Source organism: Bythopirellula superficialaquae (assembly GCF_059632245.1).
The window spans coordinates 186782-202005 of record NZ_CP197426.1; the positions used below are offsets into that span (position 1 = coordinate 186782).

Here is a 15224-nt window from a genome sequence, read left to right on the forward strand (position 1 = left end):
GATTCCATTCGCTGTAAGATGATGGTGCGTTGGGGTAGAATACCAAGACATTTTCATCGGGATTCTCATGAAACTCGTTGCTTTTCTTATTGTTGGACTGTTTGCCATGACCGCTTTTGCCGAGGAGTGGACTCCACCGGAGAAGCCAGACGTTCAGGCGATACTTAATGAAGCTCAGGATGACGCACGCAAGGGAAAATATGAGTTGGCTCTTGCGAAACACGTGTGGTTTCATGAGAACGCGCTAAAATTCGAGCCGGCAATGACAGGTGTGCGATTGTCGTTCGCGCTTGGTTATTGGCACGAGCTTGGCAAGAAGTATCCTCCCGCGCTTGAAAAGTTGAATGAAATTCGGATCAAGACAAGAGATAAGATCACAGCTGATGACGGCAAAGACATTTCCTTCGAGGACGTGCATGATATCGCTTCGCTGAATCGTGAACTTGGTGAAGAATCTGATACCGTGGAATTGTTTAAATTTGTTGACGAGCGAAACCCCAAAGCGGCGGGGCTCATGTATGGCATTGCTGAGCCAGCGCTTATTAGTGCCAAGGAATACACTCTGTGTGGAAAGTATCTGCGCCCCGATGTATCCGTACGTCGCGATCTCGAAATGTTCAAACTCGACCGTCGGTTCAAGGCTAATCCTGAACATGCAGAAATGATGAAGGAGTACCGGAACAAACGGTTTATCGAGGATGCCTCGACTTTAGTAGCGCTCCTTGTGATCAACGATCGCAAGGATGAAGCAGAAAGCGCCGCAGAGAAGTACAAAGCGGTTGAAGCCGATGCGGATTTTCATGACAAATTGGCAAAGGCTCTTGATCAAGCACTCGAAGGAAAATTGCCCGAAGCTCGGTAACGCACAGAATTTATTTATTCGTGCAATTCGTTTGATTCGTGGTTTCAAATCCACTGCCGCAACCCGCTTTCGCTGGCATTCTCGCTGACTTAGAATCACGGCAAAGTCTTTGTTTCTTTTCTGGAGTCAGCAATGCGACGGGTTTTTCTGTTTGTGTGTCTGTGTTGTGCTGGGTTAGTCGTTCACGCTCAGAACCCCGACCAGTACTACAAGTTGGGTCCCGATTCGCGCCCTCATGAAGGCGTGCCGCAAGGCGAGCTCACGGGGCCGTTCGTGTTGCCGTCGGAAGTCTTTCCCGGCACGCAGCACACGTATTGGGTTTATGTGCCTGCGCAGTACGATCCCAAGACGCCAGCGAGCTTGATGATTTTTCAAGATGGCCAAGCGTTTGTGAAAGAAGATGGACCTTTGCGCGCCCGGCACGTGCTCGACAATCTCATTTATCGCCGTGAGATTCCCGTGATGATCGCCGTGTTTATTAATCCCGGCCGCACGCCCGAGCAACCCGAACCGACGATGAATGATTGGGGCGACAAGCACACCAATCGGCCCGAAGAATATAACTCGCTCGATGATCGCTACGCTCGCGTGATCATCGACGAGCTCCTCCCCGTGTTAAAAGAAAAATACAACATCTCGCCCAAGGCTAAAGACCACGGCATCGGCGGCGTGAGTTCCGGCGCGATTGCTGCGTTTACGGTCGCTTGGCAGCGGCCCGATCAATTCAGCAAGGTGCTTTCCATCGTCGGCAGCTACACCAACATCCGCGGCGGGCACAAATATCCCGACATCATCCGGGCGAGCGAGAAAAAACCGATTCGTATCTTTCTGCAAAGCGGCCGTAACGACAATCGTGGCATGCGCGATGGTAAGTATGATCCCGAGTGGGATTGGTTCCTTCAGAACAACCGCATGGCCCGTGCCTTGGAAGAAAAAGATTACGACATGACTTACACCTGGGGCATCGGTAACCACGGCTCGCAACAGGGCGGGGCGATCCTGCCCGAGATGATGCGCTGGCTATGGCGCGACCACGGCGCGTCGACCGACCCCGAGGATAAAGTCGAACGCGGCTTTCATGAACCGGAGTGATTGCTCAGCCGTTGACCATCATTTTCGCACCACGGTAGTGCATTTCGTAGCATTGCTTGGTGGTGGCCGTCAGCATGGGAAAATACTCTCCGCGTGAGAGCACGAATAAGACATCTCCCGCCTTAACCGTGTGTTCCAAAGGGGGATCAATCACCATGTCGCCGGCGTGAGTTTGCACCGCCACGATCAAAAATTTGTGATCTTTGGCAGAGACGATCTCGCTCACTTGACGGCCATCGATTTCGCCGCCGGGTGCCACTTTGATTTCGTACATTTGCAGACCGATCAGCGACAACTCGTGTTGCAACTGTTCGTGCTTCTGGGGATCGGCAAGGAGGTCTTCGCTTTTCGGATGAGTGATCAGCTGCGCCATCCGCTTGCCGCCAATTGCGGCGGGAAGCACGACGCGCGTGGCGCCACTCCGCAGCAGCTTGGACTCCGTGGCCGGGTTCTCCGCCCGGGCAATGATTTCGATGTTCGGATTGAGCACCCGTGCCGTGAGCGTGATAAACACGTTGGCTGCGTCGTCGGGCACTACCGTAGCCAGCACGCGGGCATGCTGCACCGCAGCCTGCAACAGCGTGTCATCTTCACTCGCATTGCCTTGTAAAATCAGATATTTGAGCTGTTCGGCCTGAGCAAGCTTGACTTCGTCTTGATCGACGACCACGAAGGGCATGCCCGCCGTATGAAGCTCTTTGGCCAAGATACTTCCCGCACGGCCAAAGCCACAGATGATCGCGTGGTCGCGCAGTTCCTCAATTCCTTTGGTCATCCGACGATTGGTGAGCGCCCGATTGAGTTCTCCTTCGAGTAGCATCTGCACGAGACCTCCCCCTGTGTAAATGGCCGAGCCGTAACCGAACACGATCAACATGATAGTCATCACGCGCAGTTGCGGTGAGACGATAGGGTTCACCTCGCCGTAGCCGACGCCGAAGATCGTGATGACCACCATGTAGATGGCGTCCATCGCGTTCCAGCCAGCGAGCATGTATCCCAACGTGGCCAGCAAACAGGTCAGCGCAAAGAAAGACGTTCCGATTACCAGTCGCCGAAAGGGTGGTGACACGCTGTCTCACCGCGGACGGTGACTCCGAACGGTTTCAAGTTTCCCTCGCCGGCACGCCGGGAGGGAAACTCGTAACCGACATTGTTCTGATCGGAACGTCGACACACTGACGCTATTTGATGAACAGCATCTCTTGATAGGTTGGCAGTGGCCACAAATCGTCGGCCACCCAACCTTCCAGCAAGTCGGCGTATTTCCGCACCTCGGCCATCGCGGGGAGGACTTCCTCGCAATAGTAACGAGCATGCTCCAGGACACTTCCTTCGTTCGGATCTGCGAGAATCTTTTCCAGCGAGGCCGTGCTGTCCTGTAGGCCTTTGACCATTTCAGTGATCTTTTCGAGCGTGTCCATATCGAATTCAATGCCGACCGCGGCCAAGTTGGCACACGCCGAGGCCAGTTGAGTTTGATAACGCACGGCCGCGGGGAAGATCAGCGTCTTGGCCATTTCGACCGTGAGCTTGGCTTCGACCGAGACGGTTTTGCAGTATTGCTCCAGATAGATGTCGAGCCGACTTTCGAGTTCCCGCTCGGAAAGAACGTTGTACTTCGAGAACAATTCTTTCACGCCAGGGCCATCAAGTTCTGGCAGGGCGTCGGTCGTGGTCTTGAGATTCAACAAGCCGCGCTTATGGGCTTCTTCATGCCAAGCGGCCGAATAACCGTCGCCGTTGAAGATGATCGGCTCGCATTCGGCCATCAACTCGGTCAGCAAGGTTTGCACGGATTCGTTCAGTTTCGCGGGGTCGCCACCAATGGCCTTTTCCAACTTCGTCGCACAGAAGTCGAGCGATTCGGCCACAATCGTATTCATCACCACCAACGGTCCGGCAATCGATTGATTGGAACCGACTGCACGGAACTCGAAGCGATTGCCCGTAAAGGCAAACGGGCTCGTGCGGTTGCGGTCGCCGGCATCCTTGGGGAGCGGCGGCAATACGTCGACGCCCACGGTGAGCGTTCCCTTGGCGATGGACGACTTCGCGCCGCCAGCCTTGATTTGTTGGAACACGTCGGCGAGTTGATCGCCTAGGAAGACCGAAATAATCGCTGGCGGGGCTTCATTCGCACCGAGGCGATGATCATTACCCGCGGTGGCGACCGACGCCCGCAGCAGGCCTTGATTTAGATAGACGGCTCGCATGACCGCGGCGCAGAACACAAGGAATTGGGCGTTTTCATGCGGGGTCTCACCGGGATCGAGCAAGTTGCCTTGCGTGGCACTACCGAGCGACCAGTTGACATGCTTACCCGAACCGTTGACGCCTGCGAAGGGCTTTTCGTGAGTTAAGCACGCCATGCCGTACTTTTCGGCCACGCGCTTGAGCGTGATCATCACAAGTTGTTGGTGATCGTTGGCCAAGTTCGCCGATTCGAACACGGGGGCGATCTCGTACTGGCCCGGGGCCACTTCGTTGTGGCGGGTCTTGACGGGAATGCCCAGCTTGAACAATTCGCGTTCGGCTTCAAGCATGAAGGCCAACACGCGTTCGGGAATGGCGCCGAAGTAATGATCTTCGAACTCTTGACCCTTGGGAGGAGTCGCACCAAACAGCGTACGACCGGCGGTGAATAAGTCAGGGCGAGCAAAATAGAAATGCCGATCCACCAAAAAGTATTCTTGCTCGGGACCCGCCGTCGAGGCGACGAATGCTCCGTCTTCGTGGCCGAAGATTTTCAGAATCCGCTGAGCCTGTCCGTTGAGCGCCTGCATCGAACGCAAGAGGGGCGTCTTTTTATCAAGCGCTTCGCCGGTCCACGACACGAAGGCGGTGGGGATGCAGAGCGTCGTGCCGTTGGGATTTTCGAGAATGTAGGCAGGGCTCGTGACGTCCCAGATCGTATAGCCGCGGGCTTCAAACGTCGCGCGGATACCGCCCGAGGGGAAGCTCGAACCGTCGGGCTCACCTTGAATCAGTTGCTTGCCTGAAAACTCGGTGACCGCGCCGCCGTTGCCGTCGGGCGAGAGAAAGCTGTCGTGCTTCTCGGCCGTGAGTCCGGTCAAAGGATAGAACACATGGGCATAGGCCGTGGCGCCCTTTTCGATGGCCCAATCTTTCATCGCCGAGGCGACGATGTCGGCAATCTCCGGATCGAGCTTCTCGCCCGCTTCGATGGTTTTCATGACCGACTTGAAGATCGGCTTTGGCAAGCGATCTTTCATGACCGACTTGCTGAACACGTTGGTCGCAAACAGTTGTTGCGCGGGGGTCTTGGTGAAATCCAAAGGAGGCGAGAGCGGTTGATAGTTCGTGACCGCTGAGATCGCGGCCATGCGTGGGCTTAAGCCCATGTTCGAGGCCCCTCCGCCGCCGGCTGCCGCGCCAAACTTGCGAGTCTCGGTCGACGACGAATCACTGTAACTCATGGTGCTCATGGCACACCCTTTCCTAAGGTTTTGGATTGTCTGGAAAGACTGGGGACCCCCTGCCATGGGGCAGGGGACCCAGCCTGTCTGTGCCAACCGTGGCGCCTCAGGACGAGCGAGCTCCATGCTCGTCTATTCGTGATCAAACAGAAAACGGCTGGTCAGGACCAACCAATTGCTGGCGACTTGGCAAAATGGGGCCTCGGGGAAAAGTGTTTCTCAGTGTGACTGCGTCGCGTGGTACGCCAAGCAATGCGCTTTAACTAGGCACGCTCTGCGCTGAGAATAGACATCCACCAGCCTAGAGAGCCACCAGCAGAAACCTGCGAAAGGTTTCGCGCCGAGAAGGCATCTCCGCTCAGCAAATGACAATACGCGGCAGAAAATCACGAAAAACAAGCTTCGCCGGACCAGTAATGGAGTGGTAAGGAACGAAATCAAGAAACGCTTCGAGTGGCAGAATCAAAGAATGCTAATGCGTTGCGATTTCGTCTAAGGCAAAGCGTGTGCCGTGGCGTGAAGAGATAAATAGCCGGGCTGCTACGCAGGCCGAAATCGTGCTTTGCAACACGGCGTGCGTAGCACCCCGGCTATTGTGGAATTAAGAGCCGTGCTTTGCCTTACGGTGCCAGCAGCAAGCGGCCGGGGTTTGCCAGGTATCGCTTTACGTCGTTCAGGAAGCGTGCCGCCGCGGCGCCGTCGACGATGCGATGGTCGTAGCTGATCGACAGTGGCATTATCAGCCGCGGTTGCAATTGGTCATTAATATACTGTGGCAGAATCCGGCTGCGGCCAGCGAGCAGAATAGCTACTTCGGGGGGATTAATAATCGGCGTGGAGTAAGTTCCCCCCACTGCGCCGAGGTTACTGATGGTAAACGTCCCGCCGCGCAGGTCTTCAACCTTGAAGTTGCCCGAACGCGCGGCGTCGGCCATTTCGGCGAGTTCCCGCGCGATCTGCGGAATGCTCTTGCGATCCGCGTCACGCAATACGGGCACGATCAACCCGCGCTCGGTGTCGACCGCGATGCCGATGTTCACATATTCCTTGTAGATGATCTCGTCGCCCGAATGGCTGATCGAAGCATTGACGATCGGATGCTGACGCAACGCCGTCGCCACGGCTTTCACCAGGAACGGCATCGCCGTGAGCTTCACGCCCTGGGTGTCATAGTCGGCCTTGCTGTCGTTGCGAATCCGCTCGAGTTCGGTCACGTCGACGTCGTCGAAATTCGTGAGCTGCGGAATCGTGGTGTACGAATTCAGCATGTTGCGAGCGATTGTTTGCCGCAGGCGCGACATCTTTTCACGTCGCACCGCGCCGTGGTTATCGGAATCGAGCGAACCGGGAGGCGTTACGCCCTTGGGTGCTTGCGAAGCCGCTTGCTGATTGTTCGCGCGAACGTGAGCACGCACGTCTTCCTCGCTGAGGCGGCTACCACTTGATGGCCGCACGCGACGGAGATCAACACCCAACTCGCGGGCCAACCGCCGCACGGCAGGACCTGCCGCCGCTGCCGATTGGCCATCACCAGCTTCCTCACTCGACGCGCTGGATTTAGCTGGTGCGCTTGTTTTCGGTGCCGCAGCGCTCGACTTCTTCGGTGCGGGCTGTTCGGCTTCAACTTCATCTTCCGCTTCGTCGTCTTCGACAACGGCGACTTCATCTTCGCCCGGGGGCGGGGGAATATCTTCTTCGTCGGCGGGTTTCTTTTTCGGTGCGCTCTTTGCCTTGGGAGCCTCCTCCTTAGATTCAGCAGGCTTAGGTTCAGCAGCCTTGGGCTCGGCGGCCTTTTCCTTGGCGGCCGGTTTCTCTTTCGCGGCCGTGCCGTTGCTGCTGGCTTCGATCTCAAGGATCGCCGCGCCGATTTTGATTGTGTCTCCCTCGGAGACGAGCACCTTCACGACCTTGCCCGCCTGCGGGCTGGGGATCGGCATCGTGGCCTTGTCGGTTTCGACTTCGATGATGTCCTGATCGGCTTTGATCGTGTCGCCTTCAGAAACTAGAATCGAAAGCACGTCGCCCGATTCGATATTTTCGCCCAAGTTGGGAAGTGTGATTTGTGTTGCCATGATATATCTTCAGTTCTTAAATCAAGTATTAACCACAGAGGACACTGAGTATCACAGAGGTAAGTCAGTTGTTGACAACTCGCGTGATACCGTCCTTAAGGTGCAGCACGTTGAAATTCAAAAGTAATCCAACGCGGGTGTTACTTAATTTCAAGTAGGAAAGTAATTGAGCCTTGTGTATTGGAAGAATTCTTTCAACAGCCTTCAGTTCAACAATAACTCGATCTTCAATCAATAAGTCGATGCGATAGCCAGCATCGATTCTCAAATTTTCATAAACAATAGGTAGTTCAACTTGAAACAGAGCCTTAAGACCACTTCGATGCAATTCAAATAATAAACACTTTTCATAAGCGGATTCGAGCAATCCGGGACCGAGCACAGAATGGACCTTGATAGCAGCTCCAAGAATCTTCTCGGTCAACTCATCTTGCATTGACAGTCTTTCCTCTGTGTTCCTCCGTGTCCTCTGTGGTAAAAAATTCTTATGCGTACAACGCCGAGGGTTTGTCGGGGTTGATGTTCAACTCTTTCACTACGCCGGCCAATTTGGCCTGTTCGAACTTGCCGCGCTTGGCCAACTGCGTGAGCGTCGCCAGCACCACGCACTCGGCGTCGACTTCAAAATGCCGTCGCAACGCTTCGCGCGACTCGCTGCGGCCCATGCCGTCGGTTCCGAGCGCGAACAATCCGCCGGGGACCCACGCGCTCACTTGCTCGGCGAGGATCCGCATGTAATCGCTCGACGCAATTACGGGGCCTTCCACGCCGGCCAGTTGTTCTTCGATATACGACTTCCGCGGCGCCTTCTCGGGGTTGAGCATGTTCCAGCGCTCGCACTCCTGGGCATCGCGCCGCAGTTGCGTGTAGCTGGTGATGCTCCACACGTCGCTCGCCACGTCGTATTTCTCGGCCAGGATGTCGGCGGCTCGCAGTGTTTCACGCAAAATTGCTCCACTACCAAACAACTGCACCCGAGATCCCTTAGCGTCAACACTCTTGACCTTGTACATGCCGCGGATGATGCCTTCCTCGCAACCGGCGGGCATCTCGGGCATCATGTAGTTTTCGTTCTCGAGGGTGATGTAGTAGATCGCCGTCTCGTTGTCCTCGTACATCCGTTTGAGGCCGTCGAAAATAATGACGGCCGTCTCGTAAGCGAACGCGGGGTCATAAGCACGGACAGTCGGAAACGCCATCGCGTTCACCAGGCTGTGTCCATCTTGATGCTGCAAGCCCTCGCCGTTGAGCGTGGTGCGACCCGCCGTGCCACCCAGCAGGAAGCCCTTGGCTCGCATGTCGGCCGCGGCCCAAATCAGATCACCGATCCGTTGGAAGCCGAACATCGAGTAGTAGATGAACATGGGGATCATGTTCACGCCATGCGACGAATAGGCCGTGCCTGCCGCGTTGAACGACGACATGCTGCCCGCTTCGGTGATGCCTTCTTCGAGGAGTTGGCCGTCTTTGGCTTCCTTGTAAAAAGCGAGTTGATCCGAATCGACCGGCTGATAAAGCTGGCCGTGATGCGAGTAAATGCCGATCTGGCGGAACAAGCCTTCCATGCCGAAGGTCCGCGATTCGTCGGGGACGATCGGCACGATGTATTTGCCAATCTTCTTGTCGCGCAACAGATCACCCAGCAGACGGACGAATCCGTTGGTGGTTGAAAACTCCTTGCCGGGACCAGCACTTACGAGCTTGGCCATCGTCTTTTCGTAATCGGCTAGGCGCGGCACTTCCAGCTTCACGGGATTGGAATTTCGCATCGGCGCGAAACCACCCAGCGCTTCGCGGCGCTCGCGCAGATACTTCATTTCCGGGCTGTCGGCGGGCGGCTTGTAGAATGGTGCCTCGGCCACGCGCTCGTCGGAAATGGGAATGCCAAACCGCGTGCGGAATTCGCGCAGCTCGTCTTCGTTGAGCTTCTTTTGATTATGCGTGACGTTGCGGCCTTCGCCTCCTTCGCCCAGGCCATAGCCCTTGATCGTCTTGGCAATGACGACGGTTGGCTTGCCGTTGCGTTGGCAGGCTTTCTGATAGGCAGCGAACACCTTTTCGGGGTCATGACCGCCGCGGCGCATTTTGCGGAGCTTGTCGTCGGAATACTTCTTCACCAATTCCAGCAACTCGGGATACTTGCCGAAGAAATCTTCGCGGATGAAATCACCCCCCGAGACGACGTACTTTTGATACTGGCCATCGACGACTTCCATCATGCGTTGCATCAAGAGGCCCGTGTCATCGTCTTCCAAGAGCGGGTCCCAGTCACCGCCCCACACGACTTTGATGACGTTCCAACCAGCGCCGCGGAACGCCCCTTCGAGTTCTTGAATGATCTTGCCGTTGCCGCGCACAGGTCCGTCGAGCCGCTGCAAATTGCAGTTGATGACGAACACGAGATTGTCGAGATACTCCCGCGAGGCGAGCGTGATCGCGCCCAAGCTTTCCGGCTCGTCGCATTCGCCGTCACCCATGAAGCACCAGACCCGCTTTTTCGAGCAGTCGATGATGCCGCGGTCGGTGAGATATTTGTTGAACCGCGCCTGATAGATCGCCATGATCGGTCCGAGGCCCATCGACACGGTGGGGAATTCCCAGAAGTCGGGCATCAACCAAGGATGGGGATACGAGGACAAACCGCCCCCTTGGCTCAACTCGCGACGGAAGTTCACCAAGTTTTGCTCGGTGAGTCTGCCTTCCAAAAACGCGCGGGAGTACATGCCCGGGGCCGCGTGGCCTTGGTAATAAACTTGGTCGCCGTCGTAGCCGCTTTGCCCACGCCCACGGATGAAATGATTGAGCGCGACTTCGTACAACGTCGCCGACGAAGCGAACGTTGAAATGTGACCGCCGGGAGAAGCGGGGTCGCGGTTGGCGCGGGTGACCATCGCCATCGCGTTCCAACGAACGAAGCTTTTGATGCGGCGTTCGAGTTCGCGGTTGCCAGGGTAGGGGGGCTGCTTATCGCGCGGAATCGTGTTGATGTAGGGGGTTGTCGCCGTGAACGGCAATTCCACACCGTAGCGATTGGCGGTCTCCTCGAGCGCGGAGATCAACTGCTGCACCCGTTCGGGGCCTTTGCTCTCCAGCACGTAATCGAGTGACTCGAGCCATTCGGCGGTTTCCGCCGGATCGACGTCATTGAGAATCGGCGTCTTAATCGGCTCGGCTTTGGTATTGGCCATAATAAATCCCTAGCTAAAGCGATAACCACTAAGGCACAAAGATCACAAAGAAAGGCGAAATCAGAAATCGCGTTGATAATTGTATCTTCGTGTCCTTTGTGTCTTGGTGGTCTTAGTCTTCTTTCTTACGTTTTGGTTTATAAACTTCGGTCGCCGTGCCCAGTTGGACTTCCGCGGCGAAGGCGACAGTTTCGCTGAGTGTCGGGTGGGGATGGATCGACTCGGCCACGTCAAGGGCGGTGCAGCCCATCTCGATCGCGAGCACCGCTTCGGCGATCAATTCTCCCGCGCCGCTGCCGACAATGCCACAACCCAGCAAACGATTCGTGCCGGGTTCGACCAGCCATTTGGTCAGGCCGTCGGTCTTGCCCATCGCAATGGCCCGGCCGCTGGCTTGCCAGGGGTATTGGGCGATTTGAACTTCGATGTTCTTGCGCTTCGCCTCGTCAGCCGTCAGACCGGCCCAGGCAATTTCCGGTTCAGTGAACACCACCGCGGGGATCGCTAACTTGTCGAAGGCCGCGGGTTCACCGGCCAGCACTTCCGCGGCGACTTTACCCTCGTGCGAGGCTTTGTGGGCGAGCATCGGATCACCCGCCACGTCGCCGATCGCGAGGATATGCGGGTCGGAGGTTTCCTGACGTTCGTTGACTTCGATAAAGCCCCGTTCGGTGACCGTGACTTTCGTGTTTTCCAGGCCCATGCCGTTGGTGACCGGTCGCCGGCCAATCGAAATCAGCACGCGGTCGAACTGCAAAGTCTTCTTGCCGTCGGCCCCTTCAACTTCCACGTCGACGTGATCGCCGGCGTCTTTGATCGCCACCACTTTCGTGCCGAGCATGATCTTGTCGAACAGCTTTTCCAGCCGTTTGTGCAGCGGTTTCACGAGGTCACGATCCGCTCCGGGGAGCAGGCCGTCGGTGAGTTCCACGACTGAGACTTTTGAGCCGAGTTCGGCGTAGACGGTCCCCATTTCCAGGCCGATGTAGCCGCCGCCGATCACGAGCAGCGTTTTGGGGATTTCTTCGAGTTTTAGGGCGCCGGTCGAGTCCATCACCCGCGGCGAACCGATTTGAAACGGCTTGGGGACGGCGGGGACGCTTCCCGAGGCGACGATGCAGTGGTCGAACGTGATCCGCTCGCTTTCGTAAGTAGCGGGGTTGCCCCCTTCGAGTTGCAGCGTTTGCGAATCAACAAAGATCCCGCGGGCGTTGATGACTTTCACATTCCGCCGCTTGGCTAGCTGGGCAAGTCCCCCGGCCAGTGTGTCGAGGACTTTTTCCTTACGGGCCCGCAGGGTATCGACGTTGAGCTTGGGTGGCTCAAATTTGACCCCCCATTCTTCCATTTCCCGGGCTTCCGCGATCACTTTGGCCACATGCAGCAGGGCCTTTGACGGGATGCAGCCCCGCAGCATGCAGGTTCCCCCCAGCCGCGGATCGGCTTCGACAATGGCGACTTCGAGCCCCAGATCGGCAGCCATAAACGCTGCGGCATATCCGCCGGGACCGCCACCCAATACGACAACTTGAGAATGCATCAAAACCGTTGTTCCCCAAAGACTGAATTGTAGGCTGCGAGATAGTAACTGGCGGGGGCGGACTGTGAAGAAACCCCTAGTTTAACTGATTGGCAAGTTCTCACAATGCCTACAGAAGTGCCCCAGAGTGCCGCAAAACGGCCAAAAACCGCAAGATTTCGGGGTTAGGAGAATCCGCGCTCGCGAAACCGCAAGCGAGTTGGAAAGTTGCAGAACGCTCCCCTAGCCGGGCCGTCACGCGGGCCGGGCGGATTGAGGAGCTAGACTTTAGAATTCGACGAGATTGCCACCACCTTGCGCAATCCATTGTTGACCTAGCCGCTGGAGGGACCAGGCTTCGTACCCGGAGGAATCGGGAAGGACTTCAAGAATACATCCGCCATCGAAATGGATACGAAGATCGAGAATTGATTCTCGCAACTCTACTTCATCAATTGTGTGACCTGATATTCGTGCTTTCGTGAAGTCAACGACGTCTAGAGGAGCTGGCAGACCGAATTGTTGTCCTTCATCGACACTTGTTATGCATATCCGACCGTTATCGATGAGCCGCCAAAGACTCGATACCACTAGATTGCAGTCGATATCAAACTCGAATACCCAATCATGCTCACGGCGAGTGAGTGATACGAATCGATGCTTTTTGAGCCAATCGAAAGAAAGCATGATAGCGCTCTGGCATGATGATACGAAACTTGGATCGAACTGAATACTTTGAGCATAACACTCCTCCGCGATCCCTGCGCCTCAGCGTGAAAAAACTCCGCAGAACTGCCGGGGGCTTACGCCTCACGGCTCGCCGAGTATTCGTGCAATTCGTTGGATTCGTGGTCCCTAATCTTCACGCATGCGCGGCGATCCACTCCTGCAGATCGTGCGGCGTGTCATCGGCGCGTGAAATCATCGGCGGGAAAATTTCCTCGAGCTCGCGCGTGCGGTCGGCGAGCTCTGCCACGCTGTCGAGCACCATGCCGGGGCAATACGCGAAGTTCGCCAGATCGCTGCGCCGCGTGCCGCCGGACAGCACGAGCACCGTCTGGTAGCCCATTTGCACGCCGCCGAGGATGTCGGTTTCCATCGTGTCGCCGATCATCACGGTTTGCGACGTGCTGAGCATCAATTCCTTGCGAGCCATCCGCAGCATCACGGGACTTGGCTTCCCCAGGCTGAACGCTTTTTTGCCCGTGGCGGCTTCCAGGTAAGCGAGCGTTGCCCCACAGCCGGGCCGTGTGCCATGTTGCGTCGGGCAGTTGGGATCGAGATTCGTACCGATCAACTTCGCGCCACCGAGCACCAAGTCGACGGCCCGTTCGAGCATCTCCAGCGTGATGGTCCGGCACTCGCCCACCACGACATAGTCGGGCGAGCGATCCACGACCGCGTAACCATTTTCATGCAAGGCTTGCAGCAAGCCCCCTTCGCCGATGACATAGGCCGTGCCGTGGGGCTTTTGCTTGGCGAGGAATCGGGCGGTGGCCATCGCGCAGGTAAACACATGACGCTCAGCGACTTCGATTCCCATGCGATTGAGCTTGGTGGCCACGTCGCGACGGGTGCGCTGGCTGTTGTTGGTGAGAAACAAAAACGGAACATGCTCTTCGAGTAAGCGGTCGATAAAATCCTTCGCGCCGGGAATCAATTCCGAACCGCGATAGATCACGCCATCCATGTCGACCAAAAAACCTAATGCGCTACGCATTATCAAAATCCATCCATTGGGGCTATGTTATTAGATTGCAGCCACGTGAAAGATCGCGGGCTTTTGCAAGTTGAGCATGTCATCCCGAGGGAGGCTTGCCGACAGAGGGATCTGGATTCCAGCTGTACTCGTCATCAATACGAGAAATGGCTGAACGCAGATTCCTCAAGTCGTAGAACTCCTTTCGGAATGACATTGCTGACACGCCAACAAAGGGCGAGTGTCATAATTTCGTTCGGGGTACCGAAATACGGTGGGTTATCCAGGCGGGATCAGAAGAGAGAAGCAAAAGCCATACCGCGCACGGCTAATTCGCGAGTTCGCTGGAATTTAACGAGCTTGCAGCAGGGAATCCCGTGCCATGCAACGGAAAGCCGAGAGCGCTAGCGTGCTAGCCACCGCTGAAACTTAGGCACGCCGTGTCGACATGCGCGGCAATGATTTGCGAGCCAGCGGGTCAATCCCGCCGGCTCGCGTTTGTTTGCTCAGTAGTCGATTCGCTTGTTTAGCGTCGTCGTTTTATCGCCCAGGTCCCCAACGCCAAACCGAGCAACAGGCCGGATGCGGGTTCGGGAATATCGAGCGTCATGAACTGGAGAGACGAACTGGCGGGGAGCCAGCTTCCTCCTCCATCGAGGCTCATCTCGATCCAGACGTCGAAATAGCCAGCAATCACGAATTTGCCATCGGGCCTGTCGCGACGCAAGAACTGTGCGCTCGATTCAAGCGATGGCGATTCCCTGAGAAAAATGTTGTTGCCTGGATCAGCAACGTCGAAGGCATCGACCGCCACGTCGAATTGGTGAATGGGACCGTTGACAGCCGTCAAGAGAGCATCGTCCAGATCAACGTCGCCATCTCCATCCCAGTCGGAGTTGGTGACCCCCGCACCGACCATGTGTCCCTGCCCCGTGCCAACAAAGGGGACGATGTTTCCGCCGCCAAAGTCGAACTCAATCTCGTAGAACACGTCGAAGAACGAATCGACCAACCAATCTCCATTCCCTTGGTCAAGCGGAGGAGTTCCACCCCCGACCTGCAAGCCCCCTTTGGTGTTGCTCCGCGTGGTGCTGATCGTCGCATTCGCGGGGCGGGGAATCTCCGTATCGTTGAGTTGATCAAGCTCCCCCGCCGGGATTCCGGCTTCTACGAAAGTCACCTTGTTACCTCCTGGTGTTTTTTTAACGATAATGTCTACGCCGGGAATCGTCTGGGCAGCCTGGACTGCTGGAAGCAACGCAAAAGCCAACGAGAGACAACACATCGCGCGCACGCTCTGCCACAATTTTTGAGTAGCCATGATCAGCCTTTCGGATATGAGACGATGTTGG

11 protein-coding genes are annotated in these 15224 nt (G+C 56.3%); 2 read left to right on the top strand and 9 right to left on the bottom strand.

Annotated features, from left to right (window positions below):
* Positions 1–67 precede the first annotated feature (67 nt).
* On the top strand, positions 68–862 hold the full coding sequence (locus SH678x_RS00815) for a hypothetical protein (RefSeq protein ID WP_496920980.1): 795 nt from the start codon (positions 68–70) through the stop codon (positions 860–862).
* 132 nt (positions 863–994) lie between these two features.
* Positions 995–1954 (top strand): alpha/beta hydrolase, encoded by a 960-nt coding sequence (locus SH678x_RS00820; protein ID WP_496920981.1) that lies wholly within the window; start codon positions 995–997, stop codon positions 1952–1954.
* 4 nt (positions 1955–1958) lie between these two features.
* On the opposite strand, the gene SH678x_RS00825 is transcribed toward SH678x_RS00820, so the two are convergent.
* The 9 genes from SH678x_RS00825 to SH678x_RS00865 form a co-directional block, all read right to left on the bottom strand.
* Positions 1959–3026: a potassium channel family protein gene (locus SH678x_RS00825; RefSeq protein WP_496920982.1), complete on the bottom strand. Its 1068-nt coding sequence runs from the start codon at positions 3024–3026 to the stop codon at positions 1959–1961.
* 112 nt (positions 3027–3138) lie between these two features.
* Positions 3139–5403 carry a glutamine synthetase III family protein gene (locus SH678x_RS00830; RefSeq protein WP_496920983.1) on the bottom strand — a complete coding sequence of 755 codons (2265 nt, stop codon included), beginning with the start codon at positions 5401–5403 and terminating at the stop codon, positions 3139–3141.
* Between the two features lie 611 nt (positions 5404–6014).
* Complete coding sequence (locus SH678x_RS00835) at positions 6015–7466, bottom strand: 2-oxo acid dehydrogenase subunit E2 (protein WP_496920984.1); 1452 nt, start codon at positions 7464–7466, stop codon at positions 6015–6017.
* Positions 7467–7530: 64 nt separating this feature from the next.
* Positions 7531–7902: a GxxExxY protein gene (locus SH678x_RS00840; RefSeq protein WP_496920985.1), complete on the bottom strand. Its 372-nt coding sequence runs from the start codon at positions 7900–7902 to the stop codon at positions 7531–7533.
* Positions 7903–7951: 49 nt separating this feature from the next.
* Positions 7952–10654 carry a pyruvate dehydrogenase (acetyl-transferring), homodimeric type gene (aceE, locus tag SH678x_RS00845; RefSeq protein ID WP_496920986.1) on the bottom strand — a complete coding sequence of 901 codons (2703 nt, stop codon included), beginning with the start codon at positions 10652–10654 and terminating at the stop codon, positions 7952–7954.
* 112 nt (positions 10655–10766) lie between these two features.
* Positions 10767–12194 (bottom strand): dihydrolipoyl dehydrogenase, encoded by a 1428-nt coding sequence (gene lpdA / locus SH678x_RS00850; protein ID WP_496920987.1) that lies wholly within the window; start codon positions 12192–12194, stop codon positions 10767–10769.
* A 267-nt stretch (positions 12195–12461) separates the two neighbouring features.
* Positions 12462–12860: a hypothetical protein gene (locus SH678x_RS00855; protein WP_496920988.1), complete on the bottom strand. Its 399-nt coding sequence runs from the start codon at positions 12858–12860 to the stop codon at positions 12462–12464.
* A gap of 175 nt (positions 12861–13035) precedes the next feature.
* Positions 13036–13893 carry an HAD-IIA family hydrolase gene (locus tag SH678x_RS00860; protein WP_496920989.1) on the bottom strand — a complete coding sequence of 286 codons (858 nt, stop codon included), beginning with the start codon at positions 13891–13893 and terminating at the stop codon, positions 13036–13038.
* A gap of 505 nt (positions 13894–14398) precedes the next feature.
* Entirely contained in the window at positions 14399–15193 is a 795-nt protein-coding gene (locus tag SH678x_RS00865) for a PEP-CTERM sorting domain-containing protein (protein WP_496920990.1), read from the bottom strand.
* Positions 15194–15224: the final 31 nt, after the last annotated feature.